We start from the raw sequence: 26,353 nt of genomic DNA, 5'->3' as shown, positions 1-26,353 counted from the left end.
GCTAATCCCCCCTACTGACCGGGCTTTTTTGATCCCCCTGCCAACTCTCCAACCTAACTCAAGCATTGTTTGACCGCTGAACAGTGACGTAGGGTCTCCCGAAACACGCTGTGAATAACCTCGGTCTTTGCGGTCACCACCTTGATAGCTGAACAGGCTGGTAGGTCCTCCCGAAACCGTGCGGAGCCATGGATGGCGGAGCCGAGCGTACAGGGACGTATTCACAGCGTGTTTCGGGAGGACCTACCAGCCTGTTTAGCGGCCAGGCCAGGACAGACCAGATTAGACGAGACTGGAAAGGCAAAAAAAAGGGGCCGGTACGTGACGGAACCGGCCCCTGAAAAGGTGTCAGAGCAGATCAAAAATCAATGCAGGGTTCCCGGTAAAGCCGGGGGCAGGCGTTGCCATCTTCGCGGAACAGGTGGCACTTGATGGCCTTGATGCCCAGGGTGACTTTCGAGCCTTCCTGGACGGGGTCGCTGCCGTCGGTGCGCATGGTGATCACGCCATCCACGCCGTTCACGTCCATATGCACCAGGGTCTGATAACCCAGCCGCTCCACCACGGTGACTTCGCCGCCCAGGTACATATCCGCTTCTTCGTCGTTACTCAGGTGCTCCGGACGAATGCCCACGGTGACAGATTCACCAGCGGACAGCTCATGGCCGTTAATGGGCAGTTCCAGGGAGTGTTTGCCGGGCATGGTAACGGTTACGGACTGGCTGCTGGCACTCTCCACGGTGCAGTCGATGAAGTTCATCTTCGGGGAACCGATAAAGCCTGCCACGAACCTTGTTGCGGGGTAGTGGTAGAGTTCCATGGGCTTGCCGACCTGGGCGATGGTGCCGTTATCCAGGGCAACGATCTTGTCGGCCATGGTCATGGCTTCCACCTGATCGTGGGTGACGTACACCATGGTGGCGTCCAGCCGCTTGTGCAGGCGGGAGATCTCGATGCGCATCTGCACCCGCAGGGAGGCATCGAGGTTGGATAGGGGCTCATCGAACAGGAATACCGTGGGTTCCCGAACGATGGTGCGGCCAATCGCAACCCGCTGGCGTTGACCACCGGACAGATCCTTGGGTTTGCGTTCCAGCAGGTTGTTCAGTTGCAGCAGTTTGGCGGCGTCGTTAACGCGCCGGTCAATCTCGGCCTTGTCAGTCTTGGCGAGTTTTAGCCCGAATGCCATGTTTTCCGCCACGTTCATGTGGGGGTATAGCGCATAGGACTGGAACACCATGCCCACTTCCCGTTCCTTGGGAGGCAGGTTGTTGACCTTGTCGTTGCCGATGTACAGGTCGCCCGAGGTGATGTCCTCCAGCCCCGCGATCATTCGCAGCAGGGTGGATTTGCCGCACCCGGAGGGGCCGACAAACACCACAAACTCACCGTCATCGATATCCAGGTTCACATTGCGGGTGACCTGGGTTTCGTCGTAACTCTTGCAGATGTTTCTTAATGTGACGCTGGCCATAACGTATGTCTTCTTGTTTGATCTGTGAAAGCGGACTCAGAGTGTTGCAATCTCCACACCCCAGGGCTGCAGTTCCAGCTCCCGGTCATTCCAGGAACCGCCGACAAAATCCGGCGCGCCGCTGACTCTCTGGCCCGCGGCCGGAGCTGTGATTCGAACTTGCTGATCAGTCAGGTTCAGGGCGACCAGGAAAGTGGCGCCTTCATAAGTTCGGGTGTAAACCAGAGTGTTTTCGGGGCTGTCCAGAAACTCAATGTCGCCCTTCAACAGTACCGGTTGCTGTGCACGCCAGCCCAGGAATGTACGGTATGCCTGCAGGATGGAGTTTTCCTGTTCGTGCTGGACGGCCACCGCAGCACCGTAGTGTTCATCATAAACCGGTAGCCAGGGGCGTGCATCGGAGAAGCCACCATTGGCCTCTTTGTTGTGCCATACCATGGGTGTACGGCAACCGTCCCGGCCTTTGTATTCGGGCCAGAAGTTGATGCCATAGGGGTCCACCAGGTCTTTGTATTCCAGCTCCGCCTCGGTCAGCCCCAGTTCTTCGCCCTGATAGATGCAAACGCTGCCACGGAGTGTCAGCAGCATTGCCATATAGGCTTTCAACTGTTCGGGCGAACGCGCCTGCCAGCGGGTAGCAACCCGTGAAACATCATGGTTGCCGATGGCCCAGCAGGGCCAGCCGTCGGTCAGTTTTTTCTCGATGGAGTCGACGGTCTTATGGAAAAAGTCGGCTCCATGCTGTTCTGTCAGCAGATCAAAGGAATAGGCCATGTGCAGCTTGTCGCCGCCACTGGTGTATTCCGCCATGGTCTGCAGGGAGTTGTCGTCGCCGATTTCCCCAACGGTAGTCGTGCCGGGATACTGGTCGAGCAGGGCACGCAGGCGCTGCAGAAAGGCCAGGTTTTCCGGGCGGGTCTTATCGTATTTGTGGAACTGGTATGCGTAAGGGTTTTCCTTGCGCACACCAATGGAGCCTTCGGCAACGGCGTTACTGGGCGGGTTGTCTCTCAGTTCCGGATCGTGGAAACAGAAGTTAATGGCGTCCAGGCGGAAGCCGTCAACGCCACGGTCCAACCAGAATTTTACGTCTGATAAAACCTGTTCAACCACGTCCGGGCAGTGGAAATTCAGATCCGGCTGGCTGGTCAGAAAATTGTGCAGGTAGTATTGCTTGCGGCGGCTATCCCAGGCCCACGCGGAGCCGCCAAACACCGACAGCCAGTTGTTGGGTGGGGTGCCGTCGGCATTCGGGTCTGCCCACACGTACCAGTCCGCTTTCGGGTTGTCGCGGCTGGCGCGGCTTTCAGTAAACCAGCGATGCTGATCGGAGGAATGGCTCAACACCTGGTCGATCATGATCTTCAGATCGCATTTGTGGGCCTCGGCAATGAGTTCATCGAAGTCCTCAATGGTGCCGAATATCGGGTCCACTCCGCGGTAGTCTGAGACGTCGTAGCCAAAGTCCTTCATCGGCGAGGTAAAGAAGGGTGACAGCCAGATTGCATCCACGTTGAGGCTGGCGATGTAATCGAGTTTGGCAGTAACCCCAGGCAGGTCACCAATGCCATCGCCATTGGAATCGTAGAAGCTGCGTGGATAAACTTGGTAAATGACGGCTCCACGCCACCAGTCCGGGTTTTTCATCATCTTGCCTCGCTTAACACCCTGGCGGTGAAAGATTGTTATTGTGAGAGCGGAGAGCATCCGCTGGAATAGCTTTCATGCATAGTGCGACGATGCTCCCGGCTGTTCATCCTCCTGACGCACTTTTTATTGGCGTAGACGGGGGGATGAGGGGGGCGTAGAGGGGATGAGTCAGGGGCTGGCATCAAAACAACGATCAAACACAATTATTGAAACGAGGGCGGGTGGTGAACAACGGATGGTTAAATAAGGGGGCAGTTGCACGGACGTTGGCGTGGGGTATGGCCATGCTGCTGACTGTGGTCATGCCGGCCCAGGCCGAATGGGTACGTGTGAGCGGTACGGCAATGACCACCGCCATAGAGATGGAGTTCTGGACCGAGGATCCGGCCGTGGCCAGCGAGGCAGGAGATGCCGTGCTGGCTTTGTTCGACCGTATCGACCGTCAGATGAGCCGTTACCGGGAAGATTCCGAACTGTCCCGGGTTAACCGCGAGGCGGCCAACGGACCGGTGGAGGTGAGCGACAGTCTCTTTACGGTGCTTCAGCAGGCGCTGAGGATTTCTGAATTGAGCCATGGCGCCTTCGACATCAGCTTTGGTTCCATCGGCTACCTGTACGACTTTCGCGCCAGACAACAGCCCTCCGATGAAGAGCTGGCGGAAGGCTTGGCAAAGGTGAATTACAGATCGGTGGTGCTGGACCCCAGTGCCAATACCGTCCGATTCCTTGATGAGGGGGTGCGGCTGGATCTGGGTGGCATTGCCAAGGGGTATACCGTTGACCGTGGTATCGACATCCTGAAATCGTTCGGCATTCGTCATGCCCGCTTGAGCGCGGGGGGAGACCTGCGGCTGCTGGGTGATAAGCGCGGCAAGCCCTGGATCGTGGGTATTCGGGACCCCCGATCTGAATCACGCAACGCTATGGTTTTGCCACTGACCAACGTGGCAGTGTCGACATCAGGCGATTACGAACGCTTCTTTTTTGACGACAACAACGAGCGTGTCCATCATATTCTCTCGCCCGCGACTGGAAAACCGGCAAAAGGCGTGCAGAGTGTGACCATCCTCGGCGACGACAGCATCACAACCGATGGCTTGTCCACGGCGGTCTTTGTGCTTGGGGCGGCCAAGGGGCTTGAAATGGTCAATCGGTTAAAGGGCATCGACGCCGTCATCATTGATGAACAGCGTCAGGTGCATTATTCGGACGGGCTGATGCCGCCGGAAAGGGAGTGATGCAAAAGGGGTGTGCGACCGGGCCCGTAAGCCCGGTCACGCCGGGTCACACAATCGGTTCGAGGGCGATGAGCCGATCACGGCTGTTTTGATTCCCGAGGCCATGATTGGGGAACCGATCGGAGTTCTCGAACATGCCTTGTTCCCCATGCAGGGCCATGTAGTTGAGCAATACCGTCTGCACCAACTGGTTTACGTTGTTGGCCGCAGGGCTCGAGGCGGTTTCCACGGAGGCGTCCGAGCGCATAAAGCCGATCTGGTTGGTGAGGGCAGTGGGTTGGCCTGCCGGGCTGTAGACCAGGAAGAAAGACGCAGCCGTCTGCTGGTTGTCGCCTGTCCACTCGCCTTTGCCGCGCCCGGCCATGGATTCGTCCAGCCGACCATTGCTTGATACGGAGCCGTCGCTGAACACGTACAGCATCAGCGGCGTGCCCGTCCGGTGGGCGTATTCCAGGCAGGCACCCATGCAGCGGCCCGCCAGGTAGTCCCGCTCTTCACCGGTGCCACGCTCGCCAGTGTGGTAGTCATAACCACCCAGCGTAACGGTACCGGCACCGGCGTAGCCATTCTGGACCAGTTTCATAACGGCTGCTGTTTTGCGGATTTCCCGGCCCAGCCGCGAGTTTTCGTTGAACTGGGCTTCGGTGAAAATGCCACCCACGATGTCCGTATCCTGAGATGGATCGATAGAAGACGGATCGGCAAAGCGTTCGGTCAGGTCTGCGCTTTTAACATAGCCGCAGTTGACGAGGTCCTTCACCACATCGTCTCTGGTGACAAGTGTGGTATCGACATTGTCCAGTTTCTTGCGGCTGATGCGCTGGATGGACTCCATCACGGCGACGGCATCGTCCTGATCCAGAATGGCGGTCAGGTCGCCCACGTCCACCAGCCCCGAAACATCGCTCGGGCGGTCAATCTTGGTGGGGCGTACCTGAGGATTGATCAGGCTCATGGGCGCCATGGAGTTGCCGCCACTTTCTGAGCTCTGCGAACCCACAAGTGTGAGTAGTTCACCGTCAGCGCCCGCCTTGCTGATGCCGTACATCGGGTTATGGGGGTTATTGCCGGTGTCGTTCTCGGAACGGGCGGCAATGATGGCGCCATTGATGAAACCACGGGCGGCAATCGACGTGCTGTCTTGCATGCCCCGCAGGAAACCGCTGTCGGAATGGAACGCCAGGCCAAACTCCTGGTTCACGAAGGCCGGGTCGTTGGGCAGCATCGTGCCGGGCAAGCCCAGCTTGTTGTAGCCGGCCGTGCTCAGGAAGTCGAACTGGCCACCGGATTTGCCCATCAGCACATTCGAGCCGGCGATGTTGGCACCGCCGGCGAGGTCAAAGCAGATAAAGGGAATCTTGCCCGCGCCTGCGGAGGCGATGCCGCAGGATTCTTTCCAGTCCTCGAGGTCCGGAGACAGCGCTGCAGCCGCCTGTCGTGGATTGGCGAACAAGCTGAACACGGATGCGCCACAGAGGGTGGCTGCACCGGTCATAAAGCCCTGCGCGATGAACTCGCGTCGGGTTTTCGGTCTTGAGTGATCGCTGTGCAGGAGAGGTTGATCCGTCGCCAGTGCACGTTTGCGAGAAGGTTTGATATACATGGTCAACGTCCTCTACTGGATCAGTGTCACTGCACTGCCCAGTACGGCTGCGCAGCTTGCTTTGACAACGGTTTCGGTACGGCCGGCTTCGCAACTACCACCACCACAGGTGGTGAGTCGTCCCATCAGCGAGTCCAGCTCGGCTTCAATGTCCGCATCACTCGGTTGCGTTGTCAGGCTTGTGCCGACGAACTTCTCCATCAACGGCGTTTTGATGAGATCCCGGCCGGCGTCGTCAAACGCAGTGCTCGCATTCTCGCCAAAGTCAAAGCCCGGGAAGAAGGCGTTGCGGCGCGTGGTATCCGACACCAGAACATCACAGTACTGGATCGCCATCTGGGTAATCGCCATCTGATGGGATGACAGGAAGCCTTCAAGGTCCTCCACGGTCGGTAACTGCTGCTTAACCGTAGTGAATGTTTCGGCGACGCCCGGCTGGGTGGTCGGAATACCCGTCACCTTGGACATGGACGCATTCACTTCGTCAAACGTCTTCAGGCCGATGGCGGAGAATTCCGTGCTACCGGTTTCTGGTGGCTGCGTCGGGGCAGGGCCTTCCACTCGAACGTCTGTGTTGCTACCGAGCTGTTCAAAGGTCAGGAAGAACTGGTCGTTTTCCGGGCCTTCTTCCAGCGCGAGAACCGTGCCGAGTCTCGACAGTGGCTGGCCGGAGCCTGCTACGTAATCACTGGCATTCAGTGTTAGATCCAGGTTGGCAAACGACTGGCCTACAACCACTTCGCGGCCGTTGATACCTATTCTCATGCCCTTCAATGGTATACCCGATGGAGACTGGGTCTCGTCGAGACTGATGAAGAACGGATTTGAGAACAAATAGCCGTAGTTGTCGAACTGGCTGACCTCAAAGACGATAAAGCTTTCCGGCATATCCACCAGGTGGGATACGCTGAACAGCAGGAAGAACTTCTGGCCAACGCCCACGTCGTAGTTGGCGGCAACCTGCTCTGCGGTGAGGGCACGGTTGTGGATGGCAAGCATCCTGACCGCGCCTTCCCAGGGCGATTCACCGTCCGTCTCATTGCCCAACACCAGGGCGAAACTGTCGTCCCAGTCGGTCAGCAGGCCGGCGGAATCCGGGTCGACATCACCGGAGGGTTCGCCATTCACAAAAATTTCGCGGCCACCGTCCGGTGAAAAGTTCACCACCACGTGTTGCAAGGTCGCCTGCAACAGCATGGGGTTGGCTTCGGTCAGCATTGGATCGTTCTGGTCGGTGGTGGTGCTCCGATGCAGGAACTCGTAGCTCTGCATGTCCTGGCCCAACGTGAAGTTCCGCGCTGTGGAGGAGCCGGAGTAGGTCACGATGCGGGAGTCTTCCTGGGTGATGTTGCCGGGCACAACCCACGCTTCGATGGCGTATTCGCCGGAGGCGGTCAGCAGGGTGTGCAGCTTGCGGCTGTCGGCAGTGGAGCCTTGAGCCTTGCCGGCACGGATCATTTCGCCTTCTTCGGTTTCAAAGGCCGGGCCAATATCAATACCCCAGCCGCCAACCCAGCCAACGTTGCCGCTGAGCGTCAGGTCCAGGGGTGGGGAAATACCGCTGGTATCAAAGGCCGTTGGGCCGTCGCCTGCTTTGAATTCGTAAAGCGCGATGACGTTGTCTTCGTATCGGCCGCCGGCATTGGCCAACAGACCGTCGTTGGCGAGGTTCAGTGCCTTGCTGGTCACCAGGTTGGACGGGATTGGCTCCGGATCCCCAAGGCGATCAATGAAGGCCTGGATTGCAGCCAGCATCTCTGTGGCAGAATCGAGGCACTCAGCATCCCAACAGTTATGACGGTCGTCTCTCAGCCTTTCTACGAGCCTTGAAGAAGCTTCATCGGTAAGTATCCATTCATCGGTGACCGGATCTTTTCCGTCGTTCAGATCAATGCGGCTTTTGGACTGATCGTACGCAATGCCGACATTGGAGCTTGCAATGTAGGGTGTCTGGCCGTTGCTGGTGTGGCATTCGCTGCAGTACTGGGTTAGTACTGGGTAGACGGTGTTTGCAAAGTCGTCGGTGTCTGACGGAAAGGTCAGTGTGTTGTTCACGTCCTGGATGTTTGGAGCGCGAAGTTCGACCGTTTTAACCGATCCCTCCGAGCCACCCGCCCAGTTTGAAATGTAGACCGTCAGCAGGTCGGTACAGGCAGTGACGGACGTCGTCCAGCAGTTGTGGCCACCCGCTACCTTGGTCACCATCTCGGACTGGGACGGGTCGGACAGGTTAACAATGGTATTGGCCTGGGCGTAGGCAATGTTGATGTCGCCCTCATGCACAAACTGTGGTGACTGGCCGCCGGCGTTGTGGCAGGCGCCGCACTTGTTCTGGCCAGAAAGCTCATCCCACACGCTGCGCTTGAAATTCAGTACATCGTCGCTGGCGGGGGGCGGGCCACTATAGCTAACGGTATTGGAGCCGCCGCCGGTGTTCGGAAGGGCTTCGGTAGACTCGCCACTGTTACAGCCCGCAAGAAATAGCAGGGCGGCAATAACGGAGAACAGCGCAGCGGGGGCTCGGGTTCCTTTACTGATTATGGTTTTCATAATGTCCTATTCCCCCCGGCAATACGCGGCAGATTCCGCAAAGGCAGTTTTGAGGTTGTACCCGCTGCGGAAACTCGTAACGATTTCGCTAATCTTTGAGCGATCGCTATCGTTTGAAGGCTCTCGCAGGCAGACATTGCGGAATACTTTTTTCACCTGGCACTGGGCAAAAGCGTCGGAATTGGCAAACTCCCGCCCCAGGCTCTTGGCGCCGTTGCCGGAGCCGGGCAGGGAGCCATCCCAGCCCAGGCGCCGATTGGTGCCGGACCGCCAATAGTTGTCCCAGCCATCGTCCGGCGTCACGTATCCCTGCTCAAAGGTGGTTGAATTGATGTGGTATTTGGCGACAACGCGGGTACCCGTTTCCGGGTCCACGTCGCTAACAGAGTTGTAGATCAGCCTGCCCAGTTCGCCGTCAGGGTCCGTGTCCGCGTTGTACTGGTAGTCGTAGTAGGCAAAGGCCTGGGTCATGGGGTCCATTCCGGTATGACAGCCAACGCAGTTGCTGAGGAATACCCGGCTGTCGCCACCCGGGCTTCGCGACACATCCTGGCGGATGCGGTCCGGTGGCAGGGATACGTCCGCGACCTGCTCCAGGTCATTGCACATGTGGTTGAGCAAGGTAAACCGAAACATGGCGCGGTTGGTGCCCGCGCTGAAGAACGCCCTCGCTGCGGCCCGGGAGGTGATCACACCGGCCGTGGCTCCCGTGGGCAATTCGGAGTTCAGGCTGGACTGTGTGGTTTGCTCCAGCGCGTTGTCATCACTGAGGGAGTAACCGGAGCGCTCAAGGTCCTCATAGTTGTCGTTGTTCGACGTTGAGTATGCCGAGATGCCGTTCAGGCTGGCGTTGCCCACATAGAGTATGTCGTCATATAAGACGCGTCTAAAATCATGATTATCCCGCACAATACCGATGACCGTCGCCGTGTAATCATTCAACGGCACGAAGGGGGACATCGCCTCATTTGTCCATGGTGCAACGAAATTTTTGAGGGTAACATCGTAAAACGCTGGATCTTCCATGGCCGTGTAGGCGGCAGAAACGGCGCCTGACGCACCATTGTTGGTTATGTTTGCCGCCATCTGATCGAGTACCTCCGGAGAAGGAGGAACACCGGCGATGCGTTCATGGATGCGTTTTGCCTGGTCCCGCGGGCCAGCGCTTGCGATGGTAGCGTGCGTTCCGACCAAAGCCAGCAGGACAGTGAGTAAAAATGTCCTCTTTATAAGTTGCCGGGTCGTACATAAGACTGTCATGATCGATTCCCTCGATTTCGTTAGCATTCGCACATTAGTACCATTTTACAATTGTTCAAAGTCTAGGCGAGCTATTAACTGCGGTTTTGAGTGCTGCTCCACGTTATTACATAGCGTTACGTAAAAGGCTTGGAGCACAGGCCCCGTCTCGACTTAGCGTATGTAAATGGATTTTCAGGCCAAACAGGGTTCGTTGGTGGTGACTAAACATTACGAAAATAAAATGTTCTCTTGCGTCAGTGGGTTACGTTACCATCTCGCTGTCTTGGGCCGGGTATTCGCGCTTCTTCCTGTCGCGCTCGCTGCAGGGTGTCTCCAGAGCGGCGACAGTCAGTCCCGTGACCCTGTGGTTGTTGAGAATCCGGTCGTCTTTGTAAAACGCCCCTTGCTTTTCGATGAGGACAATGGCGCGCTCATCGGTGACAACCTTGCCGAGCCTGCGGAGTTTCGTCCCGGCGCTCGCCTGTTCCTGAAGGATCGCGCGTCTCCCGACGCGCCGTCGCGAGACATCACTTCATCCGCTTTCCCGGGGCCGCTTGGCTACGACGTCAAGGATCTCACCGTCTCTTACGATGGTACTCGCGTTCTCTTTGCCATGAGGGCGCCGGAGATTGAAGACGCGGATGAGGACGAACAGCCAACCTGGAACATCTGGGAGTACGACGTATCTTCCGGCACTCTCCGGCGTGTTATCGAATCCAACGTCACCGCCGAAGCAGGGCAGGATATCGCGCCTGCTTACCTGCCTGATGACCGCATTGTCTTTTCCTCCACGCGGCAACGGGTGTCTCGCGCGATTTTGCTGGACGAGGGCAAGCCCCAGTATCCGGCGCTTGACGAGGAGCGCGAGGTTCCGGCCTTTGTCCTGCACGTGATGGATGCTGACGGGGACAACATCGAGCAGATCACGTTCAACCAGAGCCACGATCTGGACCCATTGGTAACGGACGAAGGCGCCATCGTATTTAGCCGCTGGGACAATGCCGGCCAAACCCAGGGCAACGGATTCAACCTCTATAAGGTCAATCCGGACGGCACCGGGCTCAGTTATCTTTACGGCCGCCACTCTCATGGCTCTGTCAGCGATGACGTCAACATTGAGTATCTGCGCCCGCAGGCGACGGATTCCGGTCGACTTCTGGCTCAGCTCCGTCCTACCGAAACCAACAACTTTGGGGCGGTTCCGGTTGAGATTGATGTCGAACGTTATGTAGAGGCGGGCATCCGCGTTGACGGCAATCCCGGCTCGGCGCAAACGCCGTTGGTCAGCGGGTTGTCCCTTGGCAATGAGATCTCGCTGCGCGGAAACTACAGCTCGGTATCCCCGTTTCTGGATGGCACACGTCGCTACCTCGTTAGCTGGAGCCCATGCCGGCTGAGGCTTGCTACTGGCAATGGCGACATCCTCAACTGCACGCAGGAGCGGATTGCCTCGGGCGCCTATCGGGCCGCCGCTCCCGTTTACGGGTTATGGTTGCTTGATATGGCGTCCGGCACCCAGCGCCCGATTCAGTCGCCCGAGGAAGGCCAACAGTTCGACGAGGCGGTACTGATGACCGAAAGGTCCCTGCCGACGTTTATTCCCGAATCGCAGTTCTCAGGCGATGCGGCGACCCTTGCAGAGGATGGTCTTGGCATACTGCAGATCCAGAGTGTCTACGACATTGATGGCGTTGATACTTCTCCGGCGGGTATTCGGCAGACAGCCGATCCGGCGATTGTTTCTCCGGACAACCTTCCCAGGCGCTTCCTTCGACTCGAAAAGCCGGTCTCAATTCCCGATGAAGAGGTCAGGGACTTCGACAACACCGCATTTGGGCGCAGCCAGGCGCAGTCGATGCGGGAAATTCTCGGCTACGTGCCGGTCGAGCCTGATGGGTCGGTTCGGGTGGCAGTGCCCGCCAACGTCGCGTTTGCCATCAGCGTGTTGGACGATGAAGGACGACGGATTGGCCCCCGTCACCAGAACTGGTTGAACGTCAGGCCCGGAGAAACCCTGGCGTGCAGCGGTTGCCATAACCCTGGCAGCGCGGTGCCTCATGGTCGCCCGGATGCGGGGCCAGCCCCAGTCTACGCAGGCGCGCCGACCACCGGCCTCGAATTCCCGAATACCGACCCCGCTCTCTTCGCAGACATGGGTGAAACCATGGCGGAAACCTGGGCCCGGATTAACGGAACCCGTCGCCTCGGGCCGGACGCTGTCTATGTCGATCAGTGGACAGACCCCGATGATGCCAGTCTCACACCGGGCACAGCCTTCTCGTTGAGTTATGCGGACCTTGAAACGCCCGCGCCAATTCGTCCTGAGTGCGCCGATGATTGGCGCGCCGCCTGTCGGACCGTTATCAACTACGAGCAGCATATCCATCCGCTATGGGGGCTTGAGAGACTCGTTGACGACGGCAACGGCAACGTTGAGAACTACACCTGTACCGGGTGCCACTCGAACACCGATGCAGCCGACGCAACACAGTTGCCGATTGCACAACTGGATCTGAGCGACGGCGCCTCCCCGGATGAGCCCGATCATTTCAAGTCCTATCGGGAGTTGATGTTTAACGACAACGAACAGGAGTTGGTCGGTGACCAGCTCGTTGACGTGCAGGTTGAATCCGGGGAGTTCCTGCGGGACGAAGATGGAGAGCTGATCCTGGACGATGACGATAATCCCATTCCCATCCTGGTGAACGTCAACGTGCCTCCCACCATGTCCGTCAATGGAGCCCGTGCCAGCGGCAACTTCTTCAATCGATTCCGTGCCGGTGGCAGTCACCAAGACTTCATGAGCCCTGCCGAGCTGCGACTCCTCGCGGAATGGCTTGATGTCGGTGGCCAGTATTACAACAACCCCTTTGATGCTCCGGCGGACTGATAGGACCCGAACTGTTAACCATGAGACTGGCCCTGATACTGCTGTTGATGTTAACTGCGCCCCTGTCCGCTGCCGCCGACTGGCTGTGGGGCGGTGCCGACGAGCCAATGCCCCAGGTTCAGGTGGCGGAACCGTTTGTGGAGTGGCGCACCGGCCCGGCTGTGGGTTATCCGGTGTTCCATACCAGCGAAAAGGGCGAGTGGCTGACGCTGCGCATGCGCAAGACGTCCTGGCTGAAAGTCACCGACCGTAAGGGCCGTGAAGGTTGGGTGCATGTGGACGATGTGCAACTGACGCTGGATGGCGAGGGCGAGCAGGTCTCACTCAGTAATCCACGTTTTGATGATTTCAGCAGCCGCCGTTGGGAGGCGGGGTTGATGATGGGCGAGTTCGAGGGCGCGGCGGTAACTGCGGTTTACGGCGGGTATCTCCTGACCCGCAACCTGTCGGCAGAGCTCTGGGGTTCGCAGGTACTGGGAAGCGCCTCTGAAATTCGCATGGTGAACGCCAACATCGTTCACCAGCCGTTTCCGCACTGGCGTATTTCGCCGTTCTTCACGCTGGGCGTGGGGCATATTTTCATCGAGCCCAAGGCCACCCTGGCGGACCCCGGAGACCGGGATAACAGCATTGGGCACGCCGGCCTGGGCCTGCGCGCCTATGTCACGGACAACTATTTCATCCGTGCCGAGGTCAAGGACTATAAGATTTTTACCAATCGGGCAACCAACGAAGAAGCAACAGAATGGAAAATCGGATTAAGCATATTCTTCTGACCGTCCTGCCGTTTGCGGGCCTGCTGCTGGTGCCAGCTGCTGTCAGCGCCCAGGAGGACGACCGGCCATTGATTGAGCCGGATGTGCGGCCCCAGAAGGTCGACGAGGCGTTGATCGACACCGAGAACTTCGAGATCGGTGCGTTCGCCGGCATCATCAATATCGAGGATTTTGAGTCGTCATTCCTGTGGGGCGGCAAGCTGACCTACCACCTCAGCGAAACCTTCTTTTTTGAAGCCAATGTGGGCTTTGCCGAAGGCGGAGAAACCAGCTTTGAAAAGCTCGCCGGGGATGTTCAGGTGTTGTCGGACGAAGACCGGGACTACCGCTACTACAACATCAACATTGGCATGAATGTGCTGCCCGGTGAGGCCTTCCTGACCGAGAACTATGCCTTCAATACCAACTTCTACCTGATCGGTGGGGCCGGTGCCACGGACTTTGCCGGTGACACCCGGTTTACCTTCAACGTGGGCGCTGGCTACCAGGTATTGCTGACCGACAGCGTATCGATCCATCTGGGGGTGCGTGAACACTTCTACCGGATTGATGTACTGGGCGAGGAAAAAACGTCCATGAATACTGAGGTCAGTGGTGGCCTCTCTGTCTTTTTCTGATAACAGGAGTCAATGATGACAACACGGTTTTTGGGATTGGCCCTGACCCTGGCGACGCTGGTTGGCGTTTCATCCGTTCAGGCCGAGGAAATGAACATTCCGGCGCCGGACTTCACTCTTGAAAGCCGTCAGGGCGAGAACCTGCGGCTACAGGATTTCCGTGGCGAAGTGGTAATGCTCAACTTCTGGGCGTCCTGGTGCGGGCCCTGTCGTCAGGAAATGCCATTGATGGATGACCTGTACGCTCAGTACAAGGATCTCGGATTCACCATCCTGGCGGTCAACGTGGATGAGAACCGAGACGAGGCACACCGTTTCCTGGACAAGGTGCCAGTCAGCTATCCGATCCTTTATGACCCGCAGAGCGATGTCAGCGAACAGTACGAAGTGCAGGCTATGCCGACCACGGTCATGATTGACCGAGATGGCAACGCACGTTTTCTCCATCATGGCTACCAGCCCGGCTATGAAGACGAATACGAAACGCAGATCCGGCAACTGGTGCGGGAATAGCTTGAGGCAGGTGAGTGTATGAACCCTTTCAAAGCAGTGATGGCATCGGCAATCGTGATCCTAATGACGGCGGGGGCGGCCGGTTGCAGTGACATCAAGCCCTGGGTGAAGCCCTATGAGCGGGACAAGCTCGCGGACCCGGTCATGAGCCTGAGCCGGCATGGAAAAGCGGACGCCTATATGCATCACGTGTACCAGGCCCGTGAATCCGCAAGGGGGGCGGAAGGCGGCTCCGGAGGTGGTTGTGGCTGTAACTGATTGCTCCCGGCTGTACCCTGTGCTGGTAAAGGGGCTGGCGTGTGCGATGGCGTTTGTACAGATCGCCACCGCAGCAACGCTGCCGCAAGACAACGTGGATGTCCTTTATCATCGCTATGATGGCGGTGGCATGGTCATTGATGGCCCCTCCGTGCTGGTGCGCAAGAGCGTGGGCCCCCAGGTGTCGGTGTCCGGCCAGTATTACGTGGACATGGTATCCGCCGCGTCCGTGGATGTGGTGGCGCTGGCCAGTGAATACACCGAAGAGCGCACGGAATACACCCTCGGGGTGGATTACCTCCATGAGGACTCCATCCTGAGCCTGGGTTACACCAACAGCTCAGAGAACGATTACGAAGCCAACACCGTCTACTTTTCCGTCAGCCAGGAATTCTTCGGCGGCATGTCCACGGTCACCCTGGGTTATGCGCGGGGACAGGACGAGGTGGGTGTCAGGGGGGACGAATCGTTCAGCGAAGACGCTGATCGCCAGAATTACCAACTCGGTCTGAGTCAGGTCATGACCCGCAACAGCCTGCTGGGCGTTGACCTGGAAGTGGTGACGGACGAAGGCTTCCTGGAGAACCCCTACCGCCGAAATCGCTATATCGACCCGAACGACCCCACCAAATTTATTCTTGACCAGCCTGAGCGTTACCCGGAAACCCGCACCAGTTTCTCCGTGGCTACCAGGGCCCTGTATTACCTGCCTTACCGGGCATCGATTCGCGGTGAGTTTCGCTATTTCAGTGACAGCTGGGGCATTGACGCCCAGACCTTTGAGCTCGCTTACGTTCATGCCCTGAATCCGCGCTGGACGCTGGAGGGACGTGCCCGATACTACGTCCAGGATGAGGCGGATTTCTACAGCGACCTCTACGCCTTCGAAAACTCCCAGACCCACCTGGCGCGCGACAAGGAAATGAGTGCGTTTTCCGGCACTACCCTTGGTGGCGGCGTGGTGTACGAGTGGAAACAGACCTCGTTGCCGGGCATCCAGCGCCTGCAGGCGAGCCTCTTGGTGGACTGGCTCGATTTCAGCTATGACAACTTCCGGGATGTCACTGTGTCCGGCGATTTCCTGCCGGGGCAGGAGCCCCTTTATTCGTTCGATGCCTTCGTAACCCGGGCATCGCTGATTCTTGAATACTGACCAGGTCGGGACGATTCAACATGATGACCTTGAAGAACACATTCGCACTGCACATTGTCAGCCTGGCACTGGCGTTCTGGCAGCCGGCAGCCATGGCCCAGGACAATAGCGAAGCCGAAACCGGCGACGGTGCGGTCTCGTTGAGCGTTGAAGAGCTGAAAAAGCAGGTGATCCGCCTGAACCGGGACCTGTTCATTCTGGAAGAGGACCTGCTGTATCCCGCCAGTACCCAGTTTGCGGTGTTTCTCAGCCTCGACACCGGCGAATTCCTCAAACTGGACTCGGTTAAACTCAAGGTCAATGACGAAACCGTTGCCGCGCACCTGTATACCGAGCGCCAGGCCAAAGCATTGCAGCGAGGCGGTATGCAGCGCCTGCACATTGGTAACCTCAAGACGGGCGAGCACGAGGTGACGGTGTTTGTTGAGGGCATTGGCCCGGACAACCGAGCTTATAAGCAGGCCGCGACCTACCAACTGCAGAAGGATACGGATACCGCCGCCCTGGAGGTCCGCATCCGCGACCGCTCATCTGATTACCAGCCCGAAGTGGCGATTGTTGAGTGGGAGTAACGCGGTCCGTGATTGAGTGGCTGAACCGAATGACGACGGGCGCCCCGGCGGGACTGACTCTTGCCGGTACGCTTGCGGCGTTGCTTCATGGTCCGGTGGCTGTGGGTGATGAACTGCCGCAGCGCGCAAGTGATCCTGCCTATGGTGTGGCTCTGTATGAGTATTATCAGGGCAATGCGTTTGAGGCGCTGACCCGCCTAAACGTGGCCTCCGCCGAAGGCGGCATCGATGGTCATGGTGACCATCCGGCCCTCGTAGAGGGCGGCCTGATGCTGTCCTACGGTATGACCCACGAAGCCGGCGCGCTGTTCCGGGAGTTACTGGACGAGAACGCAGCGGTGGCGCCGGGCACCCGCAACCAGGCCTGGTTCTATCTGGGCAAAGTGTTCTACCTCGAGCAGGATTCGATTGCGGCACGAGATGCCCTTGAGCGGGTGGATGACGAGCTGTTGCAGGCCGAAAGCGACGAGCTTTACCACGAGTGGCTGTACCTTCGGGGCCAGCTGGCCCTGTCCGGAACGGCCGGGACCAGTGGCGAAACCGTTGACGAACTGATCGACTCGCTGCCAGAGAGCTCACCCTGGCGTGCTTACCTGCATTACAACCAGGCGGTTGGCATGCTGTCTGAAGGCCAGACGGAAGAGGCGATGGACGCTTTGGCCAGCCTCGATAGCTTGCTTGGCGAGCTGCCCGAATTCGAGCCGCCGTTAGCCAACGAAATGTCGGCACTTCGGGAGCGGGTAAAGCTCTCCATCGGTCGTCTTCATCTCAGCAGAGGTGATTTTGCCGGCGCCATGGCCAGCCTTGAGCAGATCGCCCTGGACGGCGTGTTTTCCGACCAGGCTCTGTTCGATTATGCAGTTGCAGCCTCTCGCGAAGGTAGGGCGGGCCTGGCGTTGCAAGCGTTGAATACCCTTCAACAACGCCCTCTGTTCACACCCTGGCTACAGCAGGTGCCTTATGCCCGCGGCTTCCTGTTCGAGCAGATGGATCGTCAACAGCAGGCGCTGCAGGCGTACCGTGAGGCTGCCAGTCATTACCAGTCACTGAGTACTCGCCTGTCGGATGAGCGGGAGCAGCTAACCGAAGCGCGATTGATCGAGGCGCTTCGCTTCGTGCGTGAGGGCGATAGTCCCGGGCAGCCCGGATCGATGGAGGCGGAGATGGTTCGTCCCGAACCGGGAGAAACAACCGTACTGACCGATGCCTATGGGCGTGTAAAGGTCCGGCCCGGGGATTACAGCCTGGCTGGATTGTTGGCGACGGAGTCCTTTCAGCTGTCCCTGCGTGATCTGCATGAACTCTATCGGTTGCGCGATTCCCTTGGCCAATGGCAAACGCAGTTGGAATCCTTCGATATCATGCTGGAAACCCGTGCCCAACAGCGGGAGCAACGTATCCGCGAGACCCGCGACGCACTTGATGCGCTCAACGCGGATCAATGGCTGGCGCGACAGGCTGAGTACCGCAGCGCTATTGAAGACGCGTTGGCCAGAGAGGATCTGCGCTTCTTCATGACGCAGGAACAGCACGAACTGGCGGACCGACTGGCGCAGGTGGAAAAGACCCTGTCGCAACTGCCGGAGGACGAATCCACCCGCAAACAGCGTGAAACCTTCCAGCGGATGAACGCCTATTTTAACTGGCGCATTGCCGATGATTACGCGGTCAATCGTTGGGCTGCCGAAAAGCAGCTGCGGGAACTGGACCGGGCCATGGAGGTGTTCGTCGATCAGCGCGCGTTGATTGAACAGGAGATGGCATCGGGTGGAGAAAATCAGGCCCTGGCAGCCCGGGTAGAGGCCCGCCAAGTCGCGCTGCAACGTTTGCAGGGCGAGTTGGACAAGGCACTCTCGGCAGCACGAACGGAACTGCTCACCCTGGTGGATACTGAACTGCAGCAACAGAGCCAGGAGGTGCAGGGGTACCTCAGGGCAACCCGTCATGCAGCGGCAAGATTGGCGGACACGCTTTTCCTTGGTCGCAATGGTGCGGCGGCGAATCCGGCCACCGAAGCGGGAGGTGACCGTGACTAAGCCGGTAATCCGCAGGCGCCTGGATACCCTTCTGCCAGTGCTTATCGCAGGCCTCCTCGGGGGCTGCCAGTCGCTTTCAATGCCGGATGTATTCGGCGGTGGGGATGACAGACAGCCCCAGCCGGGGACTCTGGCCACTCTTCAATCCATCGAGGAAACCATCGAGCCTGCGCCGGATACCCGGGGCGGTACCAGTGAAGTATCTCTGGGGGAGGTGATGGACAGTTACCGCGCCTTGTTGCCTCTGTTGGAAGACCCCGCCAAACAGGTTGCCGTACGTCACCGGCTGGCGGACCTGGAATTCCAGCGTGCGGAAAACAAGATGGTTGAAACCGCAGAGGATGAGATGGCCGGGGCTATTGAAGCCTATGAACAACTGCTGGCTGGGTATCCGGAGCGGCCCGGTAATGATCAGGTTCTTTACCAGTTAGCCCGCGCCTACGATCTGCGCGGCATGAGCGAAGAACACCTTGCCACACTGACAACGCTGGTGAGTGAGCATCCGGATTCGCAATTCTGGGTCGAGGCGCAGTTCCGGCGCGGTGACCTGCTGTTCAGTAATCGCCGGTACACCGAGGCTGAACAGGCGTTCCGCACGGTGATCGACGCCGACCCGGCCAGAAGGGACGACGCCTCGTTCCTGGTCAACGCCCACTACATGCTGGGCTGGAGCCAGTTCAAGCAGGGGAGTTATCGGGAAGCCCTGTTCAGCTACATCAATGTGCTGGACCTGGTCATGCCGGAAGAGCAGGACGTGGAATCCGTCGGGCAGGAATACCGCACCATGATGGAAGACCTGTTCCGCGTATTTGGCCTGTCACTGTCTTACCTGGACGGTGCGGACACCCTGCAGGCCATCTTCCGTGAGACCGGCGAGAAACCCTACGAAATCCTCGTGTATGACCGCTACAGTGACCTTTTGCTGGAGCGGGAACAGTACACAGACGCCATTGATGTATTCGAGCGCTACATCGATGCGCGGCCACTGAGCCCATGGGCGCCCCGGTACCACATGCGTATCATCGACACCCTGGCACAGGCCGGCTTTACCGCTGACATACCGGATCGCAAGGCGGCGTTTGTTCGGGACTACGGCATTCACAGTGCCTACCTGCAACAGGCGGATGACGAGACAGCGTTCTATATCGGGCAGCAGCTGGAAGAGCTGATCCCGGAGCTTGCCAATCGCCACTATGTACTGGCGGGCGAGACAGAAGGTTTGGAATCGGATGAGCATTATCGTCAGGCGGCGGTGTATTACGAGGCCTTCGCGGATACCTTCCCGGCCCACCCCCGCACACCGGAGATGCTGTTCCTGCTGGGTGAAACCCATGTAGAACTGGCTCAGTGGCCGGAAGCTATCGAAGCCTTTGAACGTGTGGCCTATGACTTCCCATGGGAGGGAGAACCACCCGAACGCGCCGCTGAGGCAGGCTATGCGTCGGTACTGGCCTTCCGCGAATATGCCAAAACCTGGCCCCGTGAGCCCGCTGAAACCTACAATGATTACACCGAGTTCCAGCAGCTGAATCGTCAACGATTCGTGAACGCCTTTCCCGACGACCCTCGCTCGGAAGAAGTGCTCTACATTGCCATGCAGCACGAATTCGAGCGCTATCGCTATGGGCAGGTGGTTGAAATGGCGGATCGCATGATTGCCCGAGTTCCCGCGCCCGGGGCGGATATCCTCACGGAAACCTGGTTGCTGAAAGCCCACAGCCTGTTTGAGCTGGCCCGATACGCCGAGGCGGAAACCACCTATCAACAGGCCTTGCGCGTCATGGCAGAGGCCGATGAGCGGCGGCCGGATGTCATTGAAAGCCTGGCCGCGTCCGTTTTCCGTCAGGCGGAAGCGCTGGCGGATGCCGGTGATACCGCTGGAGCGGTTAGTGAATTCCTGCGTGTGGGCGTGGTTGCGCCCACCTCGGCTCTGAGGGCCAACGCTGAATACGATGCTGCCACCCTGCTGATTGAGCTTAGCCACTGGCAGGATGCCATCGATGTGATGGTGGCGTTCCGGACCCGCTACCCCGAACACGAACAAATCGATACCCTGCCAGCGCGCCTGGCACTGGCCTACCGCGAGACAGAGCAGTGGGAGAAAGCCGGGGATGAGCTGAACAACCTGATTGCGATGGCCACCACGGACGAGGAGAAGCGCGAGAACCTGCTGATCGCCGCGGATCTGTACGAACGTGCGGGAAATACTGGCAAGGCCATCGACACCTGGCGGCGGTATGCCAATACCTATCCGGAACCACTGGACGTTTACATGGAGGCCGCCAACAGCCTGGCCGGCCTATACGACGGGATTGGCGACGACAGCAGCCGCCGTTTCTGGCTGCGCAAGCAGATGGAGACCGTGGACGACAATCCCGACGAGGCGGACGACCGCATGCGTTACCTGGCGGCCGAAGCTTCGGCGATCCTGGCCCGGGAAGCACTGGCCTATTACGACAGCATTCGCCTGACCTTGCCGCTGAATCAAAGCATGGCAGCCAAGACCGAGGCACTGGAAGAGGCCGTTACCGCCTACCAGAAAACCGCGAGTTACGGCGTGTCGTCCTTCTCCACCGAAGCCGGCTATCAGATTGCACACATCTACGCGCGCCTCGGTCGTGACCTGATGGAGTCGGAGCGACCAGAAGGATTGTCGGAACTGGAGTTATCCCAGTACGAGCTTTTGCTGGAAGAGCAGGCCTACCCGTTTGAGGACAACGCCATCGACATTCATGAACAGAACGCCAGCCGCGCCCGCAACGGCATTTTCGATGAATGGGTTCAGCGCAGTTACGAAGCCCTGAAAACCCTGCTTCCGGGCCGCTACAACAAACCTGAAATCACCGTAGAGGTTGTCGATGAGCTGGGTTAGGTCATTCCAGGGGTGGACGCGAGTGGGCCTGCTGCTGGCTGTCGTGCTGGTGGCCGGTTGTGCGTCCTCGCCCAAAACCGACCCGGCAGATGTGGCGGAGGCAGAGCGCCAGGCCCGGGAGGCCGAGTTAACGCAGGACTTCAGCGAGGCGGTTGCCTTGCTCAGGGGAGGGGATACCGATAACGCGCGGAACCTGTTTGAACAGATCCATCAGGCCGACCCAGAGCGAACCGGACCCTTGGCCAATCTCGGCATTATTGCACTGCAAGAGGGCAACCCCGAAGCCGCTGAAGGGTATTTCCAACAGGTGCTTGAGCGCGACCCGCAACACAGCGCAGCGTTGACCCATCTCGGAGTCATGGCCCGGGAGCAGGGCGAGTTCGAGCACGCTGAAACGCTTTACCGGCAAGCCCTGGAAGCCGATCCGAATCACCTGCCGGCCATGCTGAATCTGGCCATCCTGCTGGATATCTACCTCGGCCGGCTCGAGGAGGCTTTGCCTCTCTACGAGCAGTATCAGTCGCTGGCGGAAGAGCCGAATCCGCGCCTCAAGGACTGGATATTCGATGTCAGGAACCGCTTATGACCGCTAGAAAACACCTACTCAGTCTATTGCTGTTGATCATCGCATTTCCCTGCGTCGCCCAGGACGGTGTTGTAACGATCGAAGGCACGCGGATCCGGGGCGACCAGGAAGTGCCGACAGTGCTTTACCTGGTGCCCTGGCAGGCGCCGGCGGTGCAGTCACTGGCCCGGCCGGACGAGCAGTTGATGCTCCAGCGCCCTATTGCGCCGCTGGAGCGCCAGGAATTTCAGCGGCTGGTGTCCTATCATCAGTATTTCCGCACCTCAGCGGAGGATTCGACGGTGTCCGGACGTCCTGACTCAACGTCAGAGTGAGACGTGTGTCACACATTGTCTGTGCACATACGCATGTAAAAACAAACCGCTACAAAGACTTGCGTGAACTTACCCCCACCGGGGCCGTTGCCGCATACACTAGCCAGCAAATACGGACTATGGAGTGCCCTGAAAATGATTGAAACTGCCGTTCGCTTCTTCCAGGAAGGTGGCTTTTTCATGTATCCGATCGCCATCGTGCTGATTATCGGACTCATCGTTGCCGCTGAACGTTACATATACCTGTCTGCCCAGAAGATCACTAATCGTCGTGATTTCAACCGGTTGCACCACATGATTGGTGGTAAGGATCTTAAGGGCGCGCTGAACTACGCTACTGAGTCTGGCAGTGCCATGGCCTCCATGATCGGTTTCGGCCTCCAGCGCCTGGCCCGTCGCCAGTCCCGGGAAGAGATCGAGTACGCGATGGAAGAGGGGCTTCTGGAAGTCATGCCCCGCCTTGAGAAGCGTACCCAGTATCTGTCTACGCTGGCCAACATTTCCACGCTGATGGGCCTGCTCGGCACCATCATTGGCCTGATCGCGGCCTTTACCGCGGTTGCTGCGGCGGACCCGTCTCAAAAGGCGAGCCTGCTGTCCCAGAGTATCTCCGTAGCGATGAACACGACGGCCTTCGGCCTGATGTCTGCGATCCCGCTGCTGTTGATCCACTCAGTGCTCCAGACCAAGACCAACGAAATCATCGACAGCTTCGAGATGGCCGGCATCAAGGTGCTGAACCTGATCACCGACGGAACAGGCGCAAGGCCGCAGGCACCGGCTGCCGCCGCTGCCCGCCCAGCAGAGCCTGCTTCCCGTGCGGCCAACCCCGCCGGGTCAGTGGCGTAACGGTTCAATCAGGGAGCTAAAGCCATGAGGCGTAAGCATCGTCGGCTTCGCAGCGAAGCGGACCTGGATATCACACCGTTCATGAACCTGATGATCGTGCTGGTTCCGGTCCTGCTGCTGAATATGGTGTTTGCACACACCAGCGTGCTGGAGCTGAACTTCCCAGATGTGGATAGCAGTTCCGTAGAAGAACAGAAAGAACTCCAGTTACAGGTCGTCATTTTCGAAGACCAGCTTGTGGTGTCCGACAACCAGGGCGGCGTGATCAAGACCATTGCCAACCGCGAAGCGGCCCACGACTTCGAGATGCTCGGTAAGGTCATGAAGGAGCTTAAGGGCAGGCTCCCGGACAAACGCAACATCATCATTATGCCGTCCAGCGATACCTCTTATCAGACGCTGGTGTCGGTCATGGACAAGGTGCGCTCTTACGAAGCGGTTGTCGCAGGTGATGTCGTTGAGGCCGAGCTGTTCCCCGAGATCTCACTGGGCGACGCACCGAAGAGGGCTGAACAGTCATGAAAGAGTCTGCGAAAGCCAAACGCCTGAAGCGCCATCATCGGCGGGGCAAACAACAGAGCAAGCTGAACCTGGTGTCGTTGATGGACATCTTTACCATCCTGGTGTTCTTCCTGATGGTGAATTCATCCTCCGATGTGCAGGTGCTGAACCAGGACAACGCCATCAAGCTGCCGGACTCCAGTGCCCAGCAGCCCCCGGGTGATGTGCTCGCGCTGACGGTCACGGACAACGATATCCTGGTGAACGGCCGTGTTGTGATGAAGCGGGACGTGCTCCAGGCCTTTAGTGGTCAGGTAGAGCCCGCCCTGAAAGAAGAGCTGGATTACCAGGCCAGCCGTTCCAGTGCTCCGGCGCCGGATGCAGGTCGGCCCATCACTATTCTTGCCGACCGCGAACTGCCCTATGAGCTGCTGAAGAAAATCATGTCCACCTGCGTGGACGCGGGCTACGCCAGTATTTCGCTGGCCGTAAACCAGAAAACAGAGCAGGGAGCCTAGCTGTGGCAGAGTATCGTCAGGGATTGCCCTGGAATCAGGAGGCGGGAGAACGCAAGCGCTTGTTTGCGGTTGCCACCCTCGTGGTCCCGCTATTCCTTGTGGCGGCCGCGTACATCACCTGGGTTGAGTTGCCGGAGCAGGACCGCAAAGAGCGTGAAGCCCTGCCGCCGCAATTGGCGAAGCTGATTGTTGAGAAACAGGAACCGCCACCACCCCCGGAACTGAAAGCGCCGGAACCCGAGCCTGAGCCCGAACTTGAACCAGAGAAGCCGGAACCGAAAGAGCAACCCGTTGCCGAACCCGAGCCCCAGGTACAGCCGCCCGCGCCGGAGCCTGAGCCAGAACCCGAACCCGAACCCGAGCCCCAGGTGGCGGAGAAGCCGGAGCCAACGCAGCAGGATGTCGAAAAAGCCCGGGAAAAGGCAAAAAACACCGGTATCCTCGCCATGGGCGATGAGCTCTCCAAGCTGAGTGCGCTGGGTAAATCCGTCAAACTGGATACACCGGCCACCGTCACAACGGCCGAACCAATCGCCCGCAAGACGGGTGATACCCTGGCACAAAAGGCTAACACCGGCCGCAGCTCCGGCGTGGATGAATCCGGCCTGACCCGCGAAACCCGCGAGGTTGCGCTGGCAGAACGGCAACGAGCCCAGGTAGAGGAAGCGGAAGAAGTGGTCGCCCAGGCGAAAGCCGCCGAGCGTGAGCAGCAGGCCGCTGCCAGCAAGCGCAGCCGCGAAGAGCTCCGTCGCACCATGGACGCCAACAAATCGGCCATCTACAGCATCTACAACCGCGAACTGCGCCGCAAACCCTCACTGCAGGGTAGCGTGACGCCGGAACTGGTGATCGAAGAGAATGGGGCGGTCTCAAGCTGTTCGGTGGTGGAATCCACCCTGAACGAGCCAGCCCTTGAAAAGAAAATCTGCAACCGCCTGCGATTGGTGGATTTCGGCGCCCGCCCGGGTGTCGACAGGACGACTATTCGTTATCCGATCGAACTGCTCTCTGGTTGAGCGGACGCTATTGGCTACCGAGTCCCGGCCACCAGGCCGGGACTAACCTGCAATCAGCGATTAGCGGCGATCGGACGAGTGGTTGATGCCATCCGTGGTAGGAATATCGCCCAACTCAAAGGGATTTACCCCCTCTATACACGCCACGTTCACCCCAAACTGATTCGGGTTTGAGCGCCGTCTATGGTGTGTATAAATCCCGCAGGTAGCGCAGAAGTAGTGTTCAGCGGTTTTGGTATTGAACTGATAGAGCGTCAAATTCTCCGCGCCCTTTAATATCCTGAAAGCATCTAACGGAACCGAGGTCACGACAGCGCCACGACGTGCGCACATTGAGCAATTGCAACGGCTCAAGTCCTCAAAGCCACCGGGAAGATCAACTTCGAATTGGACACTGCCGCAATGGCAGGCGCCGCGATTTAAACCTTTTACATCCATGCCGGGAGACCTCCTTTAGGGGGAATCCATCCCCTCACGAATAGACTCACCCCGTGCCTGCGATTATTGTGCATGTGCCGTAATTATGATTGTGTTGAATCCTTCATCAGGTGTGGGGGCAACAAAGTACTTTGTAACGAGCTCAAACATCTCTTCCGTATCAGTTGCCGCTCTCTGTGGCTGCTCTATTCGCCTTTTTGCGATTTGCCCCAAGCAAATCTCATTTGGCTGATCGATGTAAATCAGCTCGTGAGGGGCCTGGATCTCAGAGAAAATGCTTTTAAACCACTCTCGTTGCGAAATTGTATTTGCAGGAAAGTCCATTACTACGTTAGTTCCCGCCGCCAAGATCGATTGAGTCAGCTTCTTCATTTGAGGCTTGAGCCGACCAGCATATTTTACGTAATCTTCCAGTGTCTTGATGCTATCCGGATAGACTGACGCAAGCCACTCGTCTTCAGAAAGCAGCACGGCGTTTCGCTCATGGGCAACTTCAAGAGACTTTGTCGTTTTACCTGCCCCCATTTTTCCACAGAAAAATGTCAATACTCCTTTGTTCATTTCTTGCCTCGTATTGTATAACGCTGATTTTCAGCGGCAGTCTTGTCAGAACGAAGCGGCGACAAGACTCTCCGTTGGAGGCACGCCTGGGCCGGAACAAACTGAAACTACTTTCACAGGCTCGCC

General features: G+C 58.3%; 23 protein-coding genes. 16 read left to right on the top strand and 7 right to left on the bottom strand.

Annotation, left to right across the window (positions count from 1 at the left end):
• Positions 1-358 precede the first annotated feature (358 nt).
• Both malK and AXW11_RS15555 read right to left on the bottom strand, forming a co-directional pair.
• On the bottom strand, positions 359-1,474 hold the full coding sequence (malK, locus tag AXW11_RS15560; protein WP_091641386.1) for a maltose/maltodextrin ABC transporter ATP-binding protein MalK: 1,116 nt from the start codon (positions 1,472-1,474) through the stop codon (positions 359-361).
• Positions 1,475-1,510: 36 nt separating this feature from the next.
• Positions 1,511-3,124, bottom strand: coding sequence for an alpha-glucosidase family protein (locus AXW11_RS15555; protein ID WP_091641383.1), 1,614 nt, complete (start codon positions 3,122-3,124; stop codon positions 1,511-1,513).
• A 278-nt stretch (positions 3,125-3,402) separates the two neighbouring features.
• On the opposite strand from AXW11_RS15555, the gene AXW11_RS15550 reads away from it, so the two are divergent.
• Entirely contained in the window at positions 3,403-4,362 is a 960-nt protein-coding gene (locus AXW11_RS15550; protein WP_041334187.1) for an FAD:protein FMN transferase, read from the top strand.
• A gap of 46 nt (positions 4,363-4,408) precedes the next feature.
• On the opposite strand, the gene AXW11_RS15545 is transcribed toward AXW11_RS15550, so the two are convergent.
• From AXW11_RS15545 to AXW11_RS15535, 3 genes are read right to left on the bottom strand one after another with little or no spacing between them, the layout of a single operon-like run.
• A complete protein-coding gene (locus AXW11_RS15545) occupies positions 4,409-5,965 on the bottom strand; it encodes a hypothetical protein (RefSeq protein WP_041334188.1) in 1,557 nt (518 codons plus the stop codon).
• Between the two features lie 12 nt (positions 5,966-5,977).
• Positions 5,978-8,515, bottom strand: a complete 2,538-nt coding sequence (locus AXW11_RS15540) for a LamG domain-containing protein (protein ID WP_041334191.1) — start codon at positions 8,513-8,515, stop codon at positions 5,978-5,980.
• 6 nt (positions 8,516-8,521) lie between these two features.
• On the bottom strand, positions 8,522-9,601 hold the full coding sequence (locus tag AXW11_RS15535) for a hypothetical protein (protein WP_227544187.1): 1,080 nt from the start codon (positions 9,599-9,601) through the stop codon (positions 8,522-8,524).
• A gap of 397 nt (positions 9,602-9,998) precedes the next feature.
• Here AXW11_RS15535 and AXW11_RS15530 point away from each other — a divergent pair, with 397 nt between their 5' ends.
• From AXW11_RS15530 to AXW11_RS15460, 15 genes are all read left to right on the top strand, one after another.
• A complete protein-coding gene (locus AXW11_RS15530; RefSeq protein WP_228301341.1) occupies positions 9,999-12,647 on the top strand; it encodes an HzsA-related protein in 2,649 nt (882 codons plus the stop codon).
• A gap of 20 nt (positions 12,648-12,667) precedes the next feature.
• Entirely contained in the window at positions 12,668-13,423 is a 756-nt protein-coding gene (locus AXW11_RS15525) for an SH3 domain-containing protein (protein WP_075196258.1), read from the top strand.
• Positions 13,393-14,040: an outer membrane beta-barrel domain-containing protein gene (locus AXW11_RS15520; RefSeq protein ID WP_091641376.1), complete on the top strand. Its 648-nt coding sequence runs from the start codon at positions 13,393-13,395 to the stop codon at positions 14,038-14,040. The genes AXW11_RS15525 and AXW11_RS15520 overlap by 31 nt, the downstream gene beginning before the upstream one ends.
• Positions 14,041-14,055: 15 nt before the next feature.
• Positions 14,056-14,553 carry a TlpA family protein disulfide reductase gene (locus tag AXW11_RS15515; protein WP_007153661.1) on the top strand — a complete coding sequence of 166 codons (498 nt, stop codon included), beginning with the start codon at positions 14,056-14,058 and terminating at the stop codon, positions 14,551-14,553.
• 18 nt (positions 14,554-14,571) lie between these two features.
• Positions 14,572-14,811, top strand: a complete 240-nt coding sequence (locus AXW11_RS15510) for a DUF4266 domain-containing protein (RefSeq protein ID WP_041334194.1) — start codon at positions 14,572-14,574, stop codon at positions 14,809-14,811.
• Positions 14,798-15,964, top strand: a complete 1,167-nt coding sequence (locus tag AXW11_RS15505) for a DUF3570 domain-containing protein (RefSeq protein WP_091641373.1) — start codon at positions 14,798-14,800, stop codon at positions 15,962-15,964. Before AXW11_RS15510 ends, AXW11_RS15505 begins: the two co-directional genes overlap by 14 nt.
• 20 nt (positions 15,965-15,984) lie before the next feature.
• On the top strand, positions 15,985-16,536 hold the full coding sequence (locus AXW11_RS15500) for a hypothetical protein (protein ID WP_036205193.1): 552 nt from the start codon (positions 15,985-15,987) through the stop codon (positions 16,534-16,536).
• A gap of 8 nt (positions 16,537-16,544) precedes the next feature.
• The gene (locus AXW11_RS15495) at positions 16,545-18,572 is read left to right on the top strand and encodes a hypothetical protein (RefSeq protein WP_258955185.1); all 2,028 of its coding nucleotides are present in this window, start codon (positions 16,545-16,547) and stop codon (positions 18,570-18,572) included.
• Positions 18,565-21,444: a tetratricopeptide repeat protein gene (locus AXW11_RS15490; RefSeq protein ID WP_091641370.1), complete on the top strand. Its 2,880-nt coding sequence runs from the start codon at positions 18,565-18,567 to the stop codon at positions 21,442-21,444. The genes AXW11_RS15495 and AXW11_RS15490 overlap by 8 nt, the downstream gene beginning before the upstream one ends.
• A complete protein-coding gene (locus tag AXW11_RS15485; RefSeq protein ID WP_228301342.1) occupies positions 21,431-22,030 on the top strand; it encodes a tetratricopeptide repeat protein in 600 nt (199 codons plus the stop codon). The genes AXW11_RS15490 and AXW11_RS15485 overlap by 14 nt, the downstream gene beginning before the upstream one ends.
• The gene (locus AXW11_RS15480; protein ID WP_041334203.1) at positions 22,027-22,344 is read left to right on the top strand and encodes a hypothetical protein; all 318 of its coding nucleotides are present in this window, start codon (positions 22,027-22,029) and stop codon (positions 22,342-22,344) included. The genes AXW11_RS15485 and AXW11_RS15480 overlap by 4 nt, the downstream gene beginning before the upstream one ends.
• 135 nt (positions 22,345-22,479) lie before the next feature.
• The gene (locus AXW11_RS15475; protein WP_041334205.1) at positions 22,480-23,193 is read left to right on the top strand and encodes a MotA/TolQ/ExbB proton channel family protein; all 714 of its coding nucleotides are present in this window, start codon (positions 22,480-22,482) and stop codon (positions 23,191-23,193) included.
• Positions 23,194-23,217: 24 nt separating this feature from the next.
• Positions 23,218-23,715 carry an ExbD/TolR family protein gene (locus AXW11_RS15470; RefSeq protein ID WP_085680171.1) on the top strand — a complete coding sequence of 166 codons (498 nt, stop codon included), beginning with the start codon at positions 23,218-23,220 and terminating at the stop codon, positions 23,713-23,715.
• Positions 23,712-24,212: an ExbD/TolR family protein gene (locus AXW11_RS15465; protein ID WP_041334208.1), complete on the top strand. Its 501-nt coding sequence runs from the start codon at positions 23,712-23,714 to the stop codon at positions 24,210-24,212. The genes AXW11_RS15470 and AXW11_RS15465 overlap by 4 nt, the downstream gene beginning before the upstream one ends.
• A gap of 2 nt (positions 24,213-24,214) precedes the next feature.
• The gene (locus AXW11_RS15460) at positions 24,215-25,228 is read left to right on the top strand and encodes an AgmX/PglI C-terminal domain-containing protein (protein WP_041334211.1); all 1,014 of its coding nucleotides are present in this window, start codon (positions 24,215-24,217) and stop codon (positions 25,226-25,228) included.
• A 60-nt stretch (positions 25,229-25,288) separates the two neighbouring features.
• On the opposite strand, the gene AXW11_RS15455 is transcribed toward AXW11_RS15460, so the two are convergent.
• Together AXW11_RS15455 and AXW11_RS15450 are read right to left on the bottom strand one after the other, a co-directional pair.
• Positions 25,289-25,666 (bottom strand): GFA family protein, encoded by a 378-nt coding sequence (locus tag AXW11_RS15455; RefSeq protein ID WP_075196250.1) that lies wholly within the window; start codon positions 25,664-25,666, stop codon positions 25,289-25,291.
• 63 nt (positions 25,667-25,729) lie between these two features.
• Positions 25,730-26,227: a P-loop nucleotide/nucleoside kinase family protein gene (locus AXW11_RS15450; protein WP_041334213.1), complete on the bottom strand. Its 498-nt coding sequence runs from the start codon at positions 26,225-26,227 to the stop codon at positions 25,730-25,732.
• Positions 26,228-26,353 lie beyond the last annotated feature (126 nt).

Source organism: Marinobacter sp. Hex_13 (assembly GCF_001566815.1).
GTDB lineage: Bacteria > Pseudomonadota > Gammaproteobacteria > Pseudomonadales > Oleiphilaceae > Marinobacter > Marinobacter salarius.
The sequence above is the reverse complement of the archived record's forward strand: the minus strand, read 5'-3'. Positions and strand labels throughout refer to the sequence as shown.